Source organism: Aestuariimicrobium sp. G57 (assembly GCF_050110855.1).
Taxonomy (GTDB): Bacteria; Actinomycetota; Actinomycetes; order Propionibacteriales; family Propionibacteriaceae; genus Aestuariimicrobium.
This window is the reverse complement of record NZ_JBNINW010000004.1, coordinates 209,400-227,651: the sequence shown is the minus strand read 5'-3', so window position 1 is coordinate 227,651 and position 18,252 is coordinate 209,400. Positions and strand designations below refer to the sequence as shown.

The following is an 18,252-nucleotide window of genomic DNA, read 5'->3' as shown; positions in this document are numbered from 1 at the left end:
TCACATGAAACGCCGCGTTGCCGCCGCCATCCTCGCCAGTGTCCTGGCCATCGCCGGCGTCGTCATGATCGCCTTCTACGTGCGCGGCGCTGACCAGCGCGCCATCGCCAACCTCGAACCCACCAGCGTGCTGGTCGTCACCCGCGAGATCCCCCGCGGGCAGGTCGCCAAACTGGGTACTAACGTCGAGCAACGGCAGCTCCCAGCGAGCGCGGTGCCTCCGGGTGTCGTCACTGATCTGAAGTCGCTCGAGGGCAAGGTCGCCGATACCACCCTGCACCCCGGCGAGCAGTTGTTCTCGTCCCGCTTCACGAACCCCGAGGCGCTCACCAACGATGCCGTCGTCGTGCCGCCCCAGCTCGTGCAGGTCACTGTGAAGCTCGCCCCCGAACGGGTTCTGGGTGGCCAGCTCAAGGCTGGTGACACCGTCGGCGTCACCGCCTCATGGAAGACCACTGACAGCGTCTCTTACACCATGCCGATGCTGCACAAGGTGCTCGTGACCCGGGTGAGCAGCACGACGGCCCAGGCTGACACGGGTCAGAGCGCAGCACCCGCTGAGCAACTCATCACCCTCGCCGTCGCCAGCACCGATGCCGACCGCATCGTCTGGACTGCCGAGCACGGCACCATCTGGCTCACGCTCGAGCGGCAGACCAGCAACACCTCCGGCGGGCGCATCGTCACCCTGCCCACCGGCGCCCCCAACCCGCTCACTGCTGCCTCTCCCACCGCATCGGCCGGCTCATGAGCGGGCTCGTGCTGCTGGCGCACACGCCAGATGTCGTCAACACCGTCACCAATGCCACCTCCGGCCAGGTCGTCACCCTCGTCGGCGAGCAGGCCCGCAACCCCCAGCTCGTCGCCCAGAACCTGGGCAACGGCTCCGAACTCGTCCTCATCGAAGCCGGTGACAACCCCCAGGAGTCGCTCCAGATCGCCAATTGGGCCACCGAACGCTTCGGAGTGCCCGTGGTGCTGATCAGCGACGATGCCACCCTTGGCCTCTCGGCCATGCGCTCCGGCGTGCGCGACATGATGCGCGTCAGCGCCAACCCCGACGAGGTGCGCGACACCATCGCCCGCAACCGGCGTCGGCTCTCGGCCCCCGCCGAGACCCAGCGCGGACGCATCGTCACCGTCGCCTCGCCCAAGGGCGGGGTCGGCAAGACCACCGTCACCACCAACGTCGCCATCGGGCTGGTGCGCGCCACCGGCCTGCCCGTCGTGCTGGTTGACCTCGACCTGCACTTCGGCGACGTCGCCACCGCGCTCAACCTCAACCCCGAGTACGCGCTGCCCGAGACCGCCAAGGCCGCTGCCGGCGGTGACGCGCTCGCGCTGAAGCCCTACCTCGCCCCCCACGAGACCGGTCTGTGGGTGGTCGCGGGCGCCGACGACCCCGTCGCCGCCGACCAGGTCACCGCACAAGAGGTGACCACGCTGCTGCGCACCCTCTCGACGGCGTTCGCCTATGTGGTGGTCGACACCTCCCCCGGGCTGTCCGAGCACACCCTGGCTGCACTCGACCTGACCAGCGACCTGATCCTGGTCACCGGGCTCGACGTGCCGGGAGTGCGTGGCCTGCGCAAGGAGATCCAGACGCTGGGCGAACTGCAGATGCTGATGGAATCGCGCCAGATCGTGCTCAACTTCGCTGACAACTCCCGCGGGCTCACGGTCGCCGACGTCGAGGCCAGCATCGGTGCCAAGGTCGACACGGTCATCCCGACCACCAACCTCATCCCGATCTCGGTGAACCAGGGCATCCCGCTCACGCAGAGCGCCGGAAAGGACAAGGTGACCAAGGAACTCGACCAGGTCGTCGCCCGGCTCGTGGGCCACCCCGTCGCCGAACCCAAGAAGGGGCTGTTCTCGCGCCGCAAGGAGTCCCAGTGAACCTCGCCGAACGCCTCGCCGCGGCCCGGGCCAAGGGCACCGACTCGCCGCTCTCCCCCACCCCGGCGCCTGCACCCGAACCTCCCTACGCCGCCGACGCCGAACATCCCGAACCACTATCGGACGAGCAGGCCGCCCCCACCGATTCCCCGACCAGCGCCGCATCGCCGCCGGAGTCCCCCTCGGAGCCCTCGCCCTGGGCACGCCCCGACCCCGACGCACCCTCCAACGGAGCACCCTCCACCGGCACAGGCCCGTCCACCCTCACCGCCCGCAGCGGCCCCGTCGCTGGCAAGCACGACGCGATGCGCCGCCTGCAAGACCGCACCATCGACACCCTGTACGAGCGCCTGGGTGTGCGGCTCTCGTCCGAAGACCTCAACGACGACCAGCTGAAGCAACTGGTCCAGACCGAACTGGCCCAGGTCATCGAGTCCGAGGGGCTCGCGATGAGCGGCCCCGAACGGCGCCGCTTCGTCGAGGGAGTCCAAGCCGACATCCTGGGCCTCGGGCCGATCCAGGGCTTCCTCGCCGACCCCAGCGTCACAGAAGTCATGGTCAACGGCCCCGACAACATCTACATCGAGCACGCGGGCCGCATCTACCGCACCGACGCGACGTTCCGGGACGAGGCACACCTGCGCCAGATCATCGACCGGATCGTCGGCCGCATCGGGCGCCGCATCGACGAATCCTCACCGCTGGTCGACGCCCGCCTCGAGGACGGCTCGCGCGTCAACGCCATCATCGCGCCGCTGGCCGTCAGCGGCTCGACGCTGACCATCCGCAAGTTCAGCCACGACGCCCTGACCGTGCCCGACCTGATCCGCCTGGGCACCATGAGCCCCGAGATCGCCGAACTGCTCGCCGCCTGCGTCAAGGCCCGGCTGAACATCATCATTTCCGGCGGCACCGGCACCGGCAAGACGACGCTGCTGAACGTGGTCTCGTCGTTCATCCCCGAAGGCGAACGCATCATTTCGATCGAGGACGCCGTCGAGCTGCAGTTGCAGCAGCCCCACGTCGTCCGGCTCGAATCACGCCCACCCAATATCGAGGGCAAGGGTGAGGTGAGCATTCGCGACCTGGTGCGCAACGCGCTGCGCATGCGCCCCGACCGCATCGTTGTCGGCGAGGTGCGCGGCTCCGAGGCGCTCGACATGCTGCAGGCCATGAACACCGGCCACGACGGGTCGCTGTCGACGGTGCACGCCAGTTCGCCCCGCGATGCGCTGAGCCGGCTCGAGACGCTGGTGCTGATGGCCGGCCTGGAGCTGCCTCTGCGTGCCATCCGCGAGCAGATTGCCTCGTCCATTGACCTGATCGTGCAGCTGGCGCGCCTGCGCGACGGCACCCGTCGTGTGGTGGCGGTCACCGAGGTGCACGGCATGGAGGGCCAGACCGTCACCATGCAGGACGTATTCCTGTACGACTACGCCGCGGGCGTCGACCCGAACGGCCGGTTCCTGGGCCACGTCGTCCCCACGGGAGTGCGGCCCGCGTTCGCCGACCGGTTCGCCGACCTGGGCATCACCATCTCGCCGCAGGTCTTCGGCGCCAACGGCGCGTGGCTGCGATGAGCTGGCTCAACGACCGCTACCTGGCCGCTGCGGCGATCCTGGGCACGATCTCGTTCATCACGGTGCTGGTGTTGCTGGTCGCCCCGAGCCGTCCGGTGGTGCCGAAGTACCGCCGCCGCCCGCACGACGCCCAGCAAGCCTCGGCGCTGTCAGGGGTGGCCACGAAGCTCACCACGGGTGTCGACAAGGTGCTGCGGCGCCGCGGCAGCGGGCTCGCCGAGAAGCTCGAGATCGCGGGCATCAAGATGCCAGCCAGCAATGTGGTGGTGCTGACCGGCAGCGCCATGATCGCCGCGTTCGCGCTGGGCCTGTTGCTCGGCTCGCTCGCCCTGGCCGTGGTGCTGCTGGTGCTGGTGCCGGTCGCGGTGTGGGCGTTCGTGCTGGTGCGCACCGACCAGCGCCGCGCCGCGTTCGCTACCCAGTTGGACGAGACCGCGCAGATGTTGGCCGGCAGCCTGAGGTCGGGGTATTCGTTTGCGCAGGCGCTGAGCACCGTCGCCCGCGAGGCGGCCACGCCGACCAATGACGAGTTCACGCGGATCACCAACGAACTGCGGCTGGGGCGCCCACTGGCCGACTCGATGGAGGACACCGCTGAGCGGATGAAGAGCGAGGACTTCAGCTGGATCGGGCAGGCCGTCGCCATCAACCGCGAGGTCGGCGGCAACCTGGCTGACGTGCTCGACGGGGTCTCCCACACCATCCGGGAGCGCGCTCAGCTGCGCCGGCAGGTCGACGCGCTGAGCGGTGAGGGCAAGCTGTCGGCGATCGTGCTGATTGTGCTGCCGTTCGCCATGGCCGGCATCTTCGCCATCGTGAACCCGCCCTACATCGGCCTGCTGTTCACCCGTCCGCTGGGCTGGTTCTTCCTGGGGCTGGCCACGCTGTTGTTGATCATCGGCAGCCTGTGGTTGCGCGCCGTCGTCCGGATCAAGTACTGAGGGGCCGGCCATGATCTATGTCGCACTCGCCCTGTTCGGTGTCGGGCTCGCCACGGTGCTGGGGCTGCTGTTCGTCGGTGCCGACCCGGTGCGCACGCGGGCCGTCGCCAACCTGCAACGCGGCGTCGCGCAGCCCACGATGGCCAGTTCGCGGCGCACCCAGGGCAACCTGGGCTTCGCCCGGCTGATCAACTCACCGGCCCGGCGCAACCAGCTCGAACAGGCGCTGGCCAAGGCCGGGTTCCCCGGCGGCTGGACGGTCGACCAGCTGCTCTCGATCAAGGTGCTGCTGGCCCTGTTCTTCTTGATCATGACGGCGATCGCCTGGATCTCGGGCCAGCATGCGGTGCTGGTGCTGATGCTGCTGGGGCTGACGATCGGCGGCTACTTTCTGCCCGACCTGCTGCTCTACAACACGTATCTGAATCGTCGCCAGCAGGTTGACCTTGAACTGGCCGACACGCTCGACCAGATGAGCATCGCCGTCGAAGCCGGGCTGGGCTTCGACTCGGCCATGCTGCGGGTGGCCCGCAACGGTCGTGGGGTGCTGGCGCGTGAACTGGTCCGCACGATGCAGGACATTCAGGTCGGCCAGTCGCGCCGCAATGCCTATGAAGACCTGGCCAAGCGCACCGGCTCGACGCCGCTGCGGCGGTTCGTCCGCACGATCATCCAGGCCGAGGCGTACGGCATCCCGCTGGCCGATGTGCTGCGGGCGCAGTCGGACGAGATGCGGGTGACGCGTCGGCAGCTGGCCGAGAAGAAGGCCATGGAGATCCCCGTCAAGGTGGTGTTCCCGCTGATCCTGTGCATTCTGCCCGTGATCATCCTGGTGATCATGGGGCCGGCGGCGATCACCATCATCGAAGGGTTCTCGGGGCGTTGACCGACACCAGCATCGTCCGGGGCAACGACAGTGACGCTGACGACGGGGCCGGGGCTGGCGCCGGCGGCGCACTGGCCCGGCCCTCGCGGTGGATCTATGGGGTTACCGCAGTGGCGGTGTTCGTCTGGGCCGTGCTGTGGACCGACGTGTGGGCGTGGCCGGCGTTCGCGGTGCTGGCGTGGGCGTGGGGCGCCGGCACCGCGCAAGACCTGGCCCAGCACCGGCTCTGGGACCGGTTCACGCTGCTGCCGTTCGGGGTCTTCGTGGTGTTGCTGGTGGTGCCGGCGGCCGTGCATGGCGACTGGGGCCGCTGGGGCATGACCATCGTCGCGGGGCTGATCACTGCGACGGTGCTGTTCGTGATCGCGTTCATCAACCCGGCGGGGTTCGGGCTGGGCGACGTAAAACTGGGGCTCACGACCGGTGCCGCCCTGGGCTGGATCGGCGTCGGCTGGCCCGGCGTGCTGCTGGCGCTGCTGGGCACGGTGGCGGCCTTCGTGCTGATGGCCGTGGTGGGCGTGGTGCTGCTGGCCACCCGGGTGGCCAGGCGCGACACTGACGTCGCGTTCGGCCCGTTCATGGTGCTCGGCGTGCTGGTGGCACCGTGGGTGGCGGGGCTGCTGGCGGGTTAGGTGGCCGGTTGGGTGGCCGTCAGGCGCCGCGGCGTGACTCGTGCCAACCCTCGGTGCTGGCCGCCTCGTTGAACGGACGGTAGACCCACCGCGGCAGCGGCTCACCATTCAGCCACGCCCGCCACGCCACCACGACCACGATCAGCGCCAGCCCGAGGGTGGTGTCGACATACGTCAGCCCCCGGAACAACCGCACCGGCGTCACCGGCACGAACGTCACCTGACCGGCCCGGTTCTCGGCGCGGCTGGCGCAGACATCCTTGGTGATGCCGTCGATGGTGACCTCGAGCCACGTGTGCCCCGCATGCCACCACGGCGAACGTTGCAGCCGCACCCGCGACGCATGCACCGTCCGCACCTCGAAACCGAGCCGACGCAGCACGCTGGCCAGCGCCAGGTTGTACTGATTCGACTGGCCACGGCTGCGGGCGAAGGCCTCGGCGGGCGATTCCCACCAGTGGTAGCACGAGTAGTAGCTGAACTTGCGGTGCACCACCCCCGTGACGTGGTCGACGAGTTCCCAGCCCGAGAGCCCGGACGACTGCGCCGCGGAGGTTGCCTCGTCCAGGGTGTGCACCCCGTCCGGGGCGATGCGCTCACCCTTCGGGGCCCTCGCCCACACCGGACCTGCCACCGCCCCTGCCACGGCGGCCACCTTCAGCAGTCGCGCGATCACGCCCATTGCTTGTTCCCTCCGTCGGTCGCAGCCTGGCCGGCCGCCAGGCGGTGGTGCATCGCGAGCATCTTGTCGGTGCTCGCCTGCCAGGTGTACTTCTCGGCCCGCGCCCTGGCCGCGTTGCGCAGGCCCGGCCCCAGTCGGGCGATCAGGCGCTGAGTGGCATCAGCCAGACTCTCGGCAGTCGGTCGTCCATGCTCACCGCTGGTCTCGTCGACGAGTTCATGGGCGCCGCCGCGGTCGCTGGTGACCACCGGGGTGCCGCAGGCCAGTGCCTCGAGCACCGCCAGCCCGAACGTCTCGGCCGGGCACACCGAAAAGCTGATGTCGCTGTGGGCGAACCGCTTGGCGACCTCGTCGCGTCCCTTGACGAAGCCATGAAAGACCACGGGAGCGTCGCCGGCCTGCTCCTTCAGCGCCTCGACGTCGGGGCCGGTGCCGTACATGTTGAGCTGGATCGGCACCCCACGCCGGTGCAGTTCGACCGCCGCGGCGACACCCAGTTGCGGGCTCTTCTCGTGCGACATGCGCCCGACGTAGCAGATCTGCACGGGCTCGTCGCGGGTGCCGTCGGGGGTGGGTTCGGGGGTTTCGTAGCCCATCGGGTGGAACGTCTCGAGGTCGACACCCAGCGGCACGTGCACCAGGTGGGCGCCGGTGTCCATGAACTCGTCCGCGGCGTAGTGGGACGTCACTACGACAGCATCGAACTGCTTGGCCAGGCGCCGGTTCAGGCCGCCGACAACGGTTTCCACGCCGAACTGGCGACGCAGCCACATGGCCAGCATGTCGTCGAGGCGTTCGTGGCTGAACAGCGCCGAGCCGATGCCACGCTTGCGGGCCCAATTGCCGGCGGGCGAGAGGGTCCACTTGTCGCTGACCTCGATCGAGGTGGGCTTGAACCGGTCGAGCACATCGAGCGCGCGCCACGGAGTCGCGATCATGCGGTATTCACGGCTGATCCTGGGCGCCCGCACCTGCACGATGATGCCGTGCTCGGTCTCGGTGACCTGGTCCTGCTCGCCGGGGATCACGAGGATGCGTTCATGGCCGGCGGCGACGTAGCCCTTGCCAAGCTCGTCGATGGCGACCCGCATGCCTCCCGAGACGGGGCCGACGAAGTTGGCAAGCTGCGCGATGCGTAGTTTTTGGTCCGGCACGGGGTCAGCCTAACCAATGGGGTGCAACGGGGGTGTGGACGAGTTCAGGGCGCGGGTGGGCTGGACGACACAGCGGTGCCGAACCGTTCGACTACCGACGGTTCAGCACCGCTGGGGGCACCCTCGGGTTGCGGAAGTGGCACCAGCGCCACGTCTGCAAGCCCGAGAGCCGACGGAGGCTGCACTCGTGGCATCAGTGCCACTTCTGCAAGGTCGGGCCACCCCGGACGAGTTCAGAGCCACCAGCTCATGTATGCCCGAGCCCGACCCCAGCCCTCGTCCACCCGGCTGGCGAAACTCGACTCAGCTTGTGCTGTAAGTGCAAGCCAAGTCGAGTTCAGAGCCGCCAGCTCACGAATGCCCGAGCCCCGACCCCAGCCCTCGTCCACCTGGCTTGCGAAACTCGACTCAGCATGTGCTGTCAGTGCAAGCCAAGTCGAGTTACGCAAGCCAAGCGGGACTGGCGGGGGCGAGAGGGCGGATTCGGGACGAGTACAGGTCGGGGCGGCAGGTTCAGGGGCTCCACAGCGGTGCCGAACCGTTCGACTACCAACGGTTCAGCACCGCGGGAAACACCCACACCTGCACAACTGACACCAGCGCCACGTCTGCAAGCCCGACGACCGAAACACCTTGCACAACTGACACCAGCGCCAGTTCTGCAAGCCCCAGCCCCGAAAACAACCTGCACACGCGGCACCAGCGCCACTTCTGCAACTTCGGGCCACCCCGGACGAGTTCAACCCCGCCAGCTGGTGATGGACCCGAGCCCGACCCCAGCCCTCGTCCACCTGGCTTGCGAAACTCGACTCAGCTTGTGCTGTAAGTGCAAGCCAAGTCGAGTTACGCAAGCCAAGTGGTTGTGGCAGGTCGGTCACGCGCGTCGGGCGTCCCCACCCACCGCCCACCACCCCACTCACACCACCGGCAGGCTCACTCACACCACCGGCAGGCTCCGGTGCCGCATTCCCACCACCGCCAGCACATGCCCCACGACCGCAATGACCGACATCACGACCACCCCGGCCCAGCGCACCGGCTCAGTCGGCACCATGCCGGCCAGCATGAATGGGGAGTTGTCGAGCAGCCAGTCGGGCACTCCGAGGGCGTCGCCCATGTAGCCCAGGAACACCGCGACCCCATAGACGGCCCACACCAGCCCCCGCCACCTCGGCAGCCACGCGAACATCGCGGCCGAGGCCCCCGAGAAGGCCAGCACCACCGGAACATGCACCGCAGCCGCCCGCATCACCGGCCCCCACAACTGCCCATCACCCAGCGAGGCGTTGGCCGACGCCGCCAGCATCACCGCACCCAGCCACAGGATCACCACCGACCCGAGGCTGATCACGACCAGGTGACGGCTGATCCAGCCGACACGGCTTCGAGGGCCCGCCAGTTCGGCCTCCAATCGTCCGGAGGTTTCGGCCGCACGCAAGGCCCCACCGAGCACGATCGCCGCCGCGGCGGCAAGCATCGCCGCAAGCAGCACGAACATCGCGACCACCGAGTTGAGCCCCGCCTGCACGAAGATCTGCAGTTGCGGCGAGGCCTGCAACGCCTCGATGACCTGCTGGGTCAGCGAGCCATAGATGGCCATGGCCACGACGGCAATCACCGCCCACCCGATCAGGGCGCCACGGTGCTCGTGCAGCGCGATGCCCCAAGGGCTGCGCAGCACCGCCGAGGCGTGCCGCGCCCCCGGACGCGCCTGCCACATCGCCGCGCCCAGGTCACGGCTGGCGTTCAGCCCGGCGGCCACGACCACCAGCACCACGCTCACCGCGACCAGCACGGCGAGTGGCCACCACTGCGGGTTGCCACCGAACGCCTTGATGCCGTCGAAAAGCCCGTGCGGGGTCAGCCAGCCGTACCAGCCGTCGTTGACCGCCGACAGGCCGCGCACCAGGTACGAGGCGATGGCGATGGCGACGCCGATCATCCAGACGCCGCGGGTGTTCTCGGCCAATTGGGCCGCGACGGCCGCGACCGCCCCGAACAGCATGATCATCGCCGCGATGCCGGCCGCATACCAGGCCGCCCCCGCCACGTCGATGTCAGTGCCCAGCACCGAGGCCCACACGCCAAGCCCCGTCACGAGCGCGACACCCAAGGTGATCAGCAGGGCCGCGGCCAGCGGCGCGTGCCGGCCAAGCGCCGAGGCCAGCAGCAGTTCGAGGCGCCCGGATTCCTCTTCGCGTCGGGTGCTGCGTGCCACCAGCGCGATGCCCATGACGGGCACGACGAACGAGACGATGAACCCGAACTCGTTCGCGAAAATGCCGCCCAGGGTGTCCAGGCCCGCGATGCGACCGTTCATCATCTGGATCGCGGCACCAGAGCCGATGGTCTCGCCATAGGCCCGCACCTCGGCCGGGGTCGGGTAGGTGCGCTCCATCGACTGGGCGGTGATCGCGGCCAGCGCCACCATCGCCAGCCACCAGCCCAGCAGCGTGCGCCAGCCGGTGCGCAGGTTGATGCCCAGCATCGTGTGCAGGTTCGAGACGTCGAGTGTGCGCCCCTGCCCCGCGGTCGAGGACGACGCCCGCGCGGGTGCGGTGACGGGTGTGGTGAGCGTGCTCATCGGGCACCGGCGCTGGTCAGCGGCGCATTCTCGGCGTCGGCATAGTTGGTCAGGAACAGGTCGTCCAGGCTCGGCGGCGTCACCGTCAGCGTGTGCAGCCCGGCGTCGTGCAGGGCCGCGACCAGCTGGCCCACGTGGTCGGCGTCGATGGTGCCGTTCACCTCGGTGCGATCGCCGTCCGCTGTGAGCGCCAGGTCGGCGCTCGCGGGCAGTGCCGGTGGACGCAGCGTGAGCGCGTGCACGTGGCTGCGGGTGTGGCGCCGCAGGTCGGCGAGCGTGCCGCTCGAGGCCAGCCGGCCCTCGCGGATGATGCTGACCCGGTCGGCCAGCGCCTCGACCTCGCCCATGATGTGGCTCGACAGCAGCACGGTGACGCCGTCGGCGCGCCGCTCGGTGATGACGTCCTGGAAAACCCTTTCCATGAGCGGGTCGAGCCCCGAGGTGGGCTCGTCCAGCAGCAGCAGTTCGACGTGGGTTGACAGGGCGGCGACCAGCGAGACCTTCTGCCGGTTGCCCTTGGAATAGCTGCGGCTCTTCTTGGTGGGATCGAGCTCGAATCGCTCGATCAGGTCGTCGCGGCGCTGGGTGTCGATGTCGCCGTGGGCGGCGGCCAGCACGTCGATGCACTGCCCGCCGGTCAGGCCGGGCCACAGCGTGACGTCGCCGGGCACATAGGCCAGACGCTTGTGCAGCTCGACGGCCTCACGCCACGGGTCGCGGTCGAACAGCCGGGCGGTCCCGGAGTCGTGGCGCATGAGGCCGAGAAGAATGCGGATGGTGGTCGACTTGCCGGCGCCGTTCGGGCCGAGGAAGCCGTGCACCTCACCGGGTTCGACCACGAGGTCGAGCCCGTCGAGGGCGCGGGTGGGTCCGAAGGTCTTGACGAGGGCTTCGGTGCGGATGATGCTCACAATTGCTCCTGTGGGGAGTTGGTAGTGGTGTCTGTGCGGCTGGTGTCGAACGCGGTCAGGAAGGACTGGTCGACAAGCAGCGAGGCGTACACGCGGGTGGCGACGGCCGCCCACCGTGGCATGCCATCGCCGTAGGGGTCGAACCCGAGGAAGCTGCTCAGGTAGGGCCTGAACATCAACGCCCCCAGGTCGCTGGCCACCAACATGGCGGTTCGCAACCGGGAGTCGGGGTCATCGGACATGACGCCCGCCTCGATGTAGCGCTGCATGATGATTTCTGAGCGTTCGACGATGCGGGCAAAGAGCCCCTGCATCGCTGGGTCACGGTCGACGAGCATGCGCCCGAACAACCTGGGCAGGGTGTCTGCATGGGTGAATGAGTCTGCGGCGTCGTTGAGCACTTCTTGCCAGTTGCGGCCATCGAGTGCCTCTTGGCTCTTGTCGATGGTGTTGTCGAACCACGCCACGACATGGTCGACGACAGCGGTGCGCAGACCGTCCTTCGAACCGAAATGGTGGACGACGAGGGCTGGGGAGACGCCGGCCGATGCGGCGACCTGCCGCATGGTGACCCGGTCGAAGCCGTGCTCGGCGAAGAGCGCAGCGGCGGCGTCACGGATCTGGGCGCGCGCGGTGAGGTCGGTGACTGAACCCATGTTCAATATACTAAACGCCTGTTCAGTCGATGGCAAGAGGTGTGCAGTGGAACTGCCCGTCCGCGGCAGATCTGCCTGCCGGCGGGAAGTTTGCCGTGCGGCGCCGCAGGGCAAAGTTCCCGCCGCGGGGCAAAGCTGGCGTGGGGCGGCAATCCCGAACGGGCCAGCAAGGCCGTGGCAGGATTCTGTTGTGACCACTCCTGCAGAAGACCTCGGCAACCTCGACCACCTCGTCATCACCGTGCCCGACCTGGCCGCGGCCTGCGACGAGTTCGCCATGCGCCTCGGTGTGCGCCCCGAAGCCGGCGGCAAGCACCCCCGCACCGGCACGCACAATGCGCTGTTCGGTCTCACGGACGAGGCCTATGTCGAGCTCATCGCGGTCGATCCCCAGGTCGTCCCGGGGCACCCGAACCCGCCGTTCAAGCTGGCCGGGGTGAACGGCATCAGCCTGTGCACGTTCGCCGCACACCCGGGCGACCTCGAGTCCGCCGCGGCGGGGCTGCTCGGCCTCGGGTTCGACGTGGGCCCGCTCGGCCCCGGACGCCGCACCACCCCGGACGGCGTCGAACTCGCCTGGACACTGAGCGAGCCGCTGCATGCCGACGCCTCTGGGATCGTGCCGTTCCTCATCGACTGGCTCGGCGGACCCTCACCGGCGGCAACGGTGGGGCCTCGCGCTGCAGTGACCGCCTGGGGCGCGAGCGCCCCGGACCCCGAGCCCTATCGGGTCGCCCTTGAATCGCTGGGCGTGCCGTTGTCCGTGGACGAGGGCGACTTCGGGATCTGGGTCGAGTTCACCGGCCCGGCGGGAACCTGGCGCGTCTGAGCCGGGTGCACGCGGGCCCGCGCCACATCATCCGCCGCGCGCCTGCCTCGTCCACGAACACCCACGAACCCCCACCCCCCACAAACACCACAACGCCCGCCCCACAAGGGGGCGGGCGTTGTCAGTAGTACCCGGGTGATCGGACGATCAGGCCTTGGCATCCTCATCGGCGTCGGCCTCATCGGCCTTGACCTCGGCCTCTTCAGCCTCTTCGGCCTCAGCAACGACCTCGTCGGCGTCGGCGTCGACCTCAGCCTCAGCGGCGTCGATCTCGGCGGCGTCGTCAGCCTCGACCTCGGCCTCAGCAGCAGCGGCGATCTTGGCCTTGGCGTCCTCGGCGGTCTCGTCAGCCTGGACCGGGCCAGCCTTCTTGACGACCGGCTCGGTCACGAGCTCGATCAGCGCCATGGGGGCGTTGTCACCCTTGCGGGGGCCGAGCTTGGTGATGCGGGTGTAGCCGCCCTCACGACCCTCCATCGCCGGCGCGATGTCGGCGAACAGGGTGTGCACGATGTCCTTGTCGGTGATGGTGCTCAGCACCAGACGACGGTTGTGCAGGTCACCCTTGATGGCCTTGGTGATGAGCTTCTCGGCCAGGGGGCGCACGCGCTTGGCCTTGGTCTCAGTGGTGGTGATGCGACCGTGCTCGAAGAGCTGGCTGGCCAGGTTGGCCAGGATGATCCGCTCGTGAGCCGGGGTTCCGCCGATGCGGGGACCCTTGGTGGGCTTGGGCATGTTGGTTGTTCCTCAGGGTATCTACCGGACTCGCGCCCGGTGGCGGGTGCGGATCAGTACTGCTCGGTCTCGGCGTAGTCGTCTTCCTCGTAACGCTCGACGGCGGCCAGCGGGTCGAACCCGGGGGCGCTGTCCTTGAGGGCCAGACCCATCTCGGCAAGCTTCGCCTTGACCTCGTCGATCGACTTGGTGCCGAAGTTGCGGATGTCGAGCAGGTCCTGCTCCGAACGGCCGAGAAGCTCGCCGACGGTGTGGATGCCCTCACGCTTGAGGCAGTTGTACGAACGAACGGTGAGGTTCAGGTCCTCAACCGGCATGGCCAGGTCCTGGGCGAGCTGCTCATCGACCGGCGACGGGCCGATCTCGATGCCCTCGGCGTCGTAGTTCAGCTCACGGGCCAGGCCGAACAGCTCCACGAGCGTGCGACCGGCCGACGCCACGGCGTCGCGGGGGCTCATCGACTGCTTGGTCTCGACATCGATCACGAGGCGGTCGAAGTCGGTGCGCTGCTCGACACGGGTGGCCTCGACCTTGTAGCTCACCTTGAGCACAGGCGAATAGATCGAGTCGACCGGGATGCGGCCGATCTCGGCGTCGGGCGAGTTGTTCAGCGCGCTCGACACGTAACCGCGGCCACGCTCGACGACGAGCTCCATCTCGATCATGCCGTCCTCGTTGAGGGTGGCGATGTGCAGGTCGGGGTTGTGCACCTCGACACCGGCAGGGGTCTCGATGTCGGCGGCGGTGACGTTGCCCGCACCCTTGTTGCGCAGGTACATGGTGACCGGCTCGTCCTCTTCGGACGAGAGCACCAGGTTCTTCACATTCAGGATGATCTCGGTGACGTCCTCAACAACACCGGGGATCGTCGAGAACTCGTGCTGGGTTCCGGCGATCTTGATGCTGGTGACGGCGGCACCGGGGATCGAGCTGAGCAGGGTGCGACGCATCGAGTTGCCCAGGGTGTAGCCGAAGCCGGGCTCCAGGGGCTCGATGACGAAACGCGAACGGTACTCGTCGATGACCTCTTCGGTCAGCGACGGACGCTGTGCGATGAGCATGTGTCTTCCTTCCCGCGCCGCCCACCATTTGACGGCACGACAGGCCCTCGGGAACCGTTCCCGAGATGCAGTACGAGGATCCGAAGATCGTGTTGATCCGAAGATTCAGTGTGATCCGAAGATCGGTGATCCGGGCGGTGGATTCTTCCCCCACCCGGACCGGGTGCAGCAGCCGCCCGATTGCCCGGACGGCTGCTGCTGGGGCTCACTTGGAGTAGAGCTCGACGATCATCTGTTCCTGGACGTCGATCGTGATCTGGTCACGAGTCGGCAGCTGGTGCACCAGGATGCGCATCCGGTTGGGACGCACGGTCAGCCAGGCCGGAACCTCGCGCTCACCATGGGTCTCACGAGCCACGACCAGCGGGGTCAGGTCGAGCGACTTCGGCGCGACGTCGATGATGTCGTGCGGGGTCACGCGGAAGCTCGGGATGTTCACCTTCTGGCCGTTGACCATGAAGTGGCCGTGCGAGACCAGCTGGCGGGCCTGACGACGGGTCGAGGCGAAGCCAGCGCGGTACACGACGTTGTCGAGGCGCGACTCGAGGATCTGCAGCAGCAGGTCACCGGTCTTGCCGGGACGGCCGTCAGCCTCTGCGTAGTAGCGACGGAACTGCTTCTCGAGCACGCCATAGGCGAAACGTGCCTTCTGCTTCTCGCGCTGCTGCAGCGAGTACTCCGAGTCCTTGGTACGGCCGCGGCCGTGCACACCCGGGGGGTAGGGGCGGCGCTCAAACGCCTTGTCGTTGCCAACCAGGTCCACGCCAAGACGGCGGGACTTGCGGGTCATGGGGCCGGTGTAACGGGCCATTGTTCAGTCCTTCTTTCCTGTCTCGGCGGGTCAGTTGCGGCGCGGTTTGGGCGGACGGCAACCGTTGTGGGGCACCGGGGTGACGTCGGCGATCGCGCCGACCTCAAGACCGGCAGCAGCCAGCGAACGGATGGCGGTCTCGCGACCCGAGCCGGGACCCTTGACGAACACGTCAACACGCTTCATGCCGTGGTCCATCGCGCGGCGGGCAGCGTTCTCAGCGGCCATCTGGGCAGCGAACGGGGTCGACTTGCGCGAGCCCTTGAAGCCGACGGTGCCGGCCGAGGCCCACGAAATCACAGCGCCGCTGGGATCGGTGATGGCGATGATGGTGTTGTTGAAGGTCGACTTGATGTGAGCCTGACCAACGGTGACGTTCTTCTTTTCCTTGCGCCGCACCTTCGTCTTCGCGGCGGCGGCCTTGCGACCTGCAGTTGCCATAAGTCTGTGTCTCTTCCTGGAGTCTGTCGTGAGAGGCGATCAGCTGCCGGAGCCCGTCAGGGCTTCGATCAGCGAGCCTTCTTCTTGCCGGCGACGGCCTTCTTCTTGCCCTTGCGGGTACGAGCGTTGGTGCGGGTGCGCTGACCGCGCACGGGCAGGCCCGCACGGTGACGGCGACCCTGGTAGGTGCCGATCTCGATCTTGCGGCGAATGTCGGACGCGACAGTTCGGCGCAGGTCACCTTCGGTCTCGTAGTTGGCCTCGATGTGGTCACGCAGAGCAACCAGGTGGTCATCATTGAGCTCATGGACGCGCAGGTCACCGGAAATGCCGGTGGCGGCCAGGGTCTCGGCGGCGCGGGTCTTGCCCACTCCGAAGATGTAGGTCAGTGCAACCTCAAGGCGCTTTTCGCGCGGCAGGTCGACACCAATGAGGCGTGCCATGTGGCAACCTTTCGATGTTCTGGACGCCGGTGGGCGTCCCGGTCACCGCTCCCCCTGTTTCCCGCAGGGTTGTGTGGAGTCGGCTAGCGACCGCGAAGGTGTGGCGGCGTGACGCGTCCCCCCACCGGATTGACCGGTTGTGTGCTGGGGCCCCGGCCTTCGCCCGGGGGTGGAACCGGATTGCTCCGGCCTTGCGCCACGTGTTGGGTATTGAGTTGTCAAGCGTCCTCAGGGTCGTCCCCGTTGGACAGGTGGTGCGAGCAACCTCGCGGTGCGGCGTGGGCTCAGCCCTGGCGCTGCTTGTGACGAGGGTTGTCGCAGATCACCATCACACGACCGTGCCGGCGGATCACCTTGCACTTGTCGCAGATCTTCTTGACGCTCGGCTGAACCTTCATCGAGCTTCTTTCTGGTCTGAACCGGTGTGGACATGCGCCCGCCCCGGTCTGGGTGGATTACTGCTGATCTGACCCGGGGCACTCCCCGAGCAGACTCGGGGCATGCCCGATGATCACTTGTGGCGGTAGACGATTCGTCCGCGGGTCAGGTCGTAAGGAGACAGTTCCACGACGACACGGTCAGTGGGCAGGATGCGGATGTAGTGCTGCCGCATCTTGCCGCTGATGGTCGCGAGGACGCGGTGGCCGTTGGCCAGCTCAACGCGGAACATCGCGTTGGGCAGTGCCTCCACCACAACACCCTCGAGCTCGAGGGCTCCTTCTTTCTTCGCCAAGGCGTTCCCATTTCTGGTTGATTTGTCGCCGGCATGCGTCCGAGCCGAAGGCATGCAGGCAGAATCGTCCGTGGTCACAGGTGACCGACGCCCCACTCTACGCCACGGTTCACCCGCAGCCCAAATCGGACCGGGCATGATGCCACGAGTGGGCACCACCTGTCACTGCAGTCGCCCGCATGTCATCATGACGCATGGGTTTCTTCGCCGTGCACTACACCTACACCGATGACCAGGCCAGCCTCGACGAGGTGCGTCCGATCCACCGCGCTTACCTGGGCGGGCTGGCCCAGTCGGGCGTGCTGTTCGCCTCGGGTCCGCTGCTCGAGACCGATCCGGGCGAGGCACTGCTGCTGTTCCGCGCCGAGTCGGCCGACGAGGTTGTCGAACTGCTCGATACCGACCCCTTCCACGAAGAGGGCCTGATTGCGCAGCGCCGCGTGCAGGCGTGGGACCCCCTGATCGGGGCCCTGGCCAACAAGCGCTGAGGTCGTCCGGGGGGTTGGACGCCGAGAGGTCACGATCTGCAGATCCCAGCGACGTGTTCTGCAGATGGCGACCTCTCGATGCCGACCAGGGCCGGGGTTATCCACAGGCGAGCACTTCAGGCCCCCGCGGTGGGCGCCTCGCATGGTTCAGTGACGGCGTGCCCCGCAAATCACCACCCCTGCCCCGCGACCTGAACGGCACCTTCACCGTGTCAGCGGCGATTCAGGCTGGTGTCCCTGCCCATCCGGTGACGACGGGGGTCTCGACGTGGGTCGACCTCGCCGAGTCGTTGGCCCTCGATGACCTGGTCACTGCGGGTGACTGGTTGCTGCGACCGAAGTCAGCGTTGACGGCGGACGACCTGCGCGCCGGGCTGCGTGGCGGCGGACGTGGGGTGCGTCGGGCCCGTGAGGCGCTCGGCCTGATTCGTCCGGGCAGCGCTTCTGTCAGCGAAACCCTGACGCGGCTGCTACTCGTGCGGGCCGGGCTGCCCGAGCCGGAGCTCAACGTCGACCTGGTCACCGAGAGCGGCTGGGTCGCCACGGTGGACTTCTACTGGCGCGGCTGGCGCTTCGCCATGGACTACGACGGGCGCCACCACCGCGAGCGGGTGAAGCAGATGGACTACGACCTCGACCGGGCCCGGCTCATCCGGGCGACCGGGATCGGCTTCGAACAGGTCACCGCCAAACATCTGCCCGGGGCATGCACCCGCAGGTCGTCCAGATTGTGCACGAACAGCTGACCGCGCGGGGTTGGCACCCCTGAGTCACCGCCGAGAGGTC

General features: G+C 68.0%; 21 protein-coding genes. 9 read left to right on the top strand and 12 right to left on the bottom strand.

The genetic code is table 11. From position 1 onward, the window contains the following. The first annotated feature begins 4 nt into the window (after positions 1 to 4). The 6 genes from cpaB to ACQCX5_RS11085 are packed head-to-tail and all read left to right on the top strand — an operon-like array spanning position 5 to position 5,938. Positions 5 to 751, top strand: coding sequence for a Flp pilus assembly protein CpaB (gene cpaB, locus ACQCX5_RS11110; protein WP_434542093.1), 747 nt, complete (start codon positions 5 to 7; stop codon positions 749 to 751). Beyond that, positions 748 to 1,899: an AAA family ATPase gene (locus tag ACQCX5_RS11105; protein ID WP_434542092.1), complete on the top strand. Its 1,152-nt coding sequence runs from the start codon at positions 748 to 750 to the stop codon at positions 1,897 to 1,899. The genes cpaB and ACQCX5_RS11105 overlap by 4 nt, the downstream gene beginning before the upstream one ends. Beyond that, positions 1,896 to 3,479 (top strand): CpaF family protein, encoded by a 1,584-nt coding sequence (locus tag ACQCX5_RS11100; RefSeq protein WP_434542091.1) that lies wholly within the window; start codon positions 1,896 to 1,898, stop codon positions 3,477 to 3,479. Before ACQCX5_RS11105 ends, ACQCX5_RS11100 begins: the two co-directional genes overlap by 4 nt. Next, on the top strand, positions 3,476 to 4,420 hold the full coding sequence (locus ACQCX5_RS11095; protein WP_434542090.1) for a type II secretion system F family protein: 945 nt from the start codon (positions 3,476 to 3,478) through the stop codon (positions 4,418 to 4,420). The genes ACQCX5_RS11100 and ACQCX5_RS11095 overlap by 4 nt, the downstream gene beginning before the upstream one ends. A 10-nt stretch (positions 4,421 to 4,430) precedes the next feature. Further along, positions 4,431 to 5,306 (top strand): type II secretion system F family protein, encoded by an 876-nt coding sequence (locus ACQCX5_RS11090; protein ID WP_434542089.1) that lies wholly within the window; start codon positions 4,431 to 4,433, stop codon positions 5,304 to 5,306. Then, positions 5,303 to 5,938: a hypothetical protein gene (locus tag ACQCX5_RS11085; RefSeq protein WP_434542088.1), complete on the top strand. Its 636-nt coding sequence runs from the start codon at positions 5,303 to 5,305 to the stop codon at positions 5,936 to 5,938. Before ACQCX5_RS11090 ends, ACQCX5_RS11085 begins: the two co-directional genes overlap by 4 nt. Positions 5,939 to 5,957: 19 nt before the next feature. Here ACQCX5_RS11085 and ACQCX5_RS11080 read toward each other — a convergent pair whose 3' ends face one another. From ACQCX5_RS11080 to ACQCX5_RS11060, 5 genes are all read right to left on the bottom strand, one after another. Beyond that, entirely contained in the window at positions 5,958 to 6,620 is a 663-nt protein-coding gene (locus ACQCX5_RS11080) for a transglutaminase domain-containing protein (RefSeq protein WP_434542087.1), read from the bottom strand. Further along, positions 6,611 to 7,711: a glycosyltransferase gene (locus ACQCX5_RS11075; RefSeq protein WP_434542209.1), complete on the bottom strand. Its 1,101-nt coding sequence runs from the start codon at positions 7,709 to 7,711 to the stop codon at positions 6,611 to 6,613. Before ACQCX5_RS11075 ends, ACQCX5_RS11080 begins: the two co-directional genes overlap by 10 nt. Before the next feature lie 1,000 nt (positions 7,712 to 8,711). Then, a complete protein-coding gene (locus ACQCX5_RS11070; protein ID WP_434542086.1) occupies positions 8,712 to 10,358 on the bottom strand; it encodes an ABC transporter permease in 1,647 nt (548 codons plus the stop codon). After that, complete coding sequence (locus ACQCX5_RS11065; RefSeq protein ID WP_434542085.1) at positions 10,355 to 11,269, bottom strand: ABC transporter ATP-binding protein; 915 nt, start codon at positions 11,267 to 11,269, stop codon at positions 10,355 to 10,357. The genes ACQCX5_RS11070 and ACQCX5_RS11065 overlap by 4 nt, the downstream gene beginning before the upstream one ends. After that, a complete protein-coding gene (locus ACQCX5_RS11060; RefSeq protein WP_434542084.1) occupies positions 11,266 to 11,925 on the bottom strand; it encodes a TetR/AcrR family transcriptional regulator in 660 nt (219 codons plus the stop codon). Before ACQCX5_RS11060 ends, ACQCX5_RS11065 begins: the two co-directional genes overlap by 4 nt. 190 nt (positions 11,926 to 12,115) lie before the next feature. Here ACQCX5_RS11060 and ACQCX5_RS11055 point away from each other — a divergent pair, with 190 nt between their 5' ends. Next, the gene (locus ACQCX5_RS11055) at positions 12,116 to 12,754 is read left to right on the top strand and encodes a VOC family protein (protein WP_434542083.1); all 639 of its coding nucleotides are present in this window, start codon (positions 12,116 to 12,118) and stop codon (positions 12,752 to 12,754) included. Between the two features lie 147 nt (positions 12,755 to 12,901). Here the strand turns inward: ACQCX5_RS11055 and rplQ are convergent, their stop codons facing one another. From rplQ to infA, 7 genes are all read right to left on the bottom strand, one after another. Further along, positions 12,902 to 13,489 (bottom strand): 50S ribosomal protein L17, encoded by a 588-nt coding sequence (rplQ, locus tag ACQCX5_RS11050; RefSeq protein WP_434542082.1) that lies wholly within the window; start codon positions 13,487 to 13,489, stop codon positions 12,902 to 12,904. A gap of 53 nt (positions 13,490 to 13,542) precedes the next feature. Next, on the bottom strand, positions 13,543 to 14,550 hold the full coding sequence (locus ACQCX5_RS11045; RefSeq protein ID WP_434542081.1) for a DNA-directed RNA polymerase subunit alpha: 1,008 nt from the start codon (positions 14,548 to 14,550) through the stop codon (positions 13,543 to 13,545). A gap of 205 nt (positions 14,551 to 14,755) precedes the next feature. Then, positions 14,756 to 15,361 carry a 30S ribosomal protein S4 gene (rpsD, locus tag ACQCX5_RS11040; protein WP_434542080.1) on the bottom strand — a complete coding sequence of 202 codons (606 nt, stop codon included), beginning with the start codon at positions 15,359 to 15,361 and terminating at the stop codon, positions 14,756 to 14,758. Between the two features lie 30 nt (positions 15,362 to 15,391). After that, complete coding sequence (rpsK, locus tag ACQCX5_RS11035) at positions 15,392 to 15,802, bottom strand: 30S ribosomal protein S11 (RefSeq protein ID WP_434542079.1); 411 nt, start codon at positions 15,800 to 15,802, stop codon at positions 15,392 to 15,394. A 68-nt stretch (positions 15,803 to 15,870) separates the two neighbouring features. Continuing rightward, on the bottom strand, positions 15,871 to 16,245 hold the full coding sequence (gene rpsM / locus ACQCX5_RS11030; protein ID WP_434542078.1) for a 30S ribosomal protein S13: 375 nt from the start codon (positions 16,243 to 16,245) through the stop codon (positions 15,871 to 15,873). 284 nt (positions 16,246 to 16,529) lie between these two features. Further along, the gene (gene rpmJ, locus ACQCX5_RS11025; RefSeq protein WP_002514836.1) at positions 16,530 to 16,643 is read right to left on the bottom strand and encodes a 50S ribosomal protein L36; all 114 of its coding nucleotides are present in this window, start codon (positions 16,641 to 16,643) and stop codon (positions 16,530 to 16,532) included. 113 nt (positions 16,644 to 16,756) lie between these two features. Beyond that, positions 16,757 to 16,978 (bottom strand): translation initiation factor IF-1, encoded by a 222-nt coding sequence (infA, locus tag ACQCX5_RS11020; protein WP_207475599.1) that lies wholly within the window; start codon positions 16,976 to 16,978, stop codon positions 16,757 to 16,759. A 194-nt stretch (positions 16,979 to 17,172) separates the two neighbouring features. On the opposite strand from infA, the gene ACQCX5_RS11015 reads away from it, so the two are divergent. Both ACQCX5_RS11015 and ACQCX5_RS11010 read left to right on the top strand, forming a co-directional pair. Continuing rightward, complete coding sequence (locus ACQCX5_RS11015; protein ID WP_434542077.1) at positions 17,173 to 17,466, top strand: YciI family protein; 294 nt, start codon at positions 17,173 to 17,175, stop codon at positions 17,464 to 17,466. 158 nt (positions 17,467 to 17,624) lie between these two features. Further along, entirely contained in the window at positions 17,625 to 18,212 is a 588-nt protein-coding gene (locus tag ACQCX5_RS11010) for a hypothetical protein (RefSeq protein WP_434542076.1), read from the top strand. Positions 18,213 to 18,252 lie beyond the last annotated feature (40 nt).

What these genes read in the sequence shown, in the direction of transcription:
- cpaB (WP_434542093.1), top strand. Translation starts at nt 5, where the DNA reads ATGAAACGCCGCGTTGCCGCCGCCATCCTCGCCAGTGTCCTGGCCATC.
- ACQCX5_RS11105 (WP_434542092.1), top strand. Translation starts at nt 748, where the DNA reads ATGAGCGGGCTCGTGCTGCTGGCGCACACGCCAGATGTCGTCAACACC.
- ACQCX5_RS11095 (WP_434542090.1), top strand. Translation starts at nt 3,476, where the DNA reads ATGAGCTGGCTCAACGACCGCTACCTGGCCGCTGCGGCGATCCTGGGC.
- ACQCX5_RS11090 (WP_434542089.1), top strand. Translation starts at nt 4,431, where the DNA reads ATGATCTATGTCGCACTCGCCCTGTTCGGTGTCGGGCTCGCCACGGTG.
- ACQCX5_RS11080 (WP_434542087.1), bottom strand. Translation starts at nt 6,620, where the DNA reads ATGGGCGTGATCGCGCGACTGCTGAAGGTGGCCGCCGTGGCAGGGGCG.
- ACQCX5_RS11075 (WP_434542209.1), bottom strand. Translation starts at nt 7,711, where the DNA reads ATGCGGGTCGCCATCGACGAGCTTGGCAAGGGCTACGTCGCCGCCGGC.
- ACQCX5_RS11070 (WP_434542086.1), bottom strand. Translation starts at nt 10,358, where the DNA reads ATGAGCACGCTCACCACACCCGTCACCGCACCCGCGCGGGCGTCGTCC.
- ACQCX5_RS11060 (WP_434542084.1), bottom strand. Translation starts at nt 11,925, where the DNA reads ATGGGTTCAGTCACCGACCTCACCGCGCGCGCCCAGATCCGTGACGCC.
- rplQ (WP_434542082.1), bottom strand. Translation starts at nt 13,489, where the DNA reads ATGCCCAAGCCCACCAAGGGTCCCCGCATCGGCGGAACCCCGGCTCAC.
- ACQCX5_RS11045 (WP_434542081.1), bottom strand. Translation starts at nt 14,550, where the DNA reads ATGCTCATCGCACAGCGTCCGTCGCTGACCGAAGAGGTCATCGACGAG.
- rpsD (WP_434542080.1), bottom strand. Translation starts at nt 15,361, where the DNA reads ATGGCCCGTTACACCGGCCCCATGACCCGCAAGTCCCGCCGTCTTGGC.
- rpsK (WP_434542079.1), bottom strand. Translation starts at nt 15,802, where the DNA reads ATGGCAACTGCAGGTCGCAAGGCCGCCGCCGCGAAGACGAAGGTGCGG.
- rpsM (WP_434542078.1), bottom strand. Translation starts at nt 16,245, where the DNA reads ATGGCACGCCTCATTGGTGTCGACCTGCCGCGCGAAAAGCGCCTTGAG.
- rpmJ (WP_002514836.1), bottom strand. Translation starts at nt 16,643, where the DNA reads ATGAAGGTTCAGCCGAGCGTCAAGAAGATCTGCGACAAGTGCAAGGTG.
- ACQCX5_RS11015 (WP_434542077.1), top strand. Translation starts at nt 17,173, where the DNA reads ATGGGTTTCTTCGCCGTGCACTACACCTACACCGATGACCAGGCCAGC.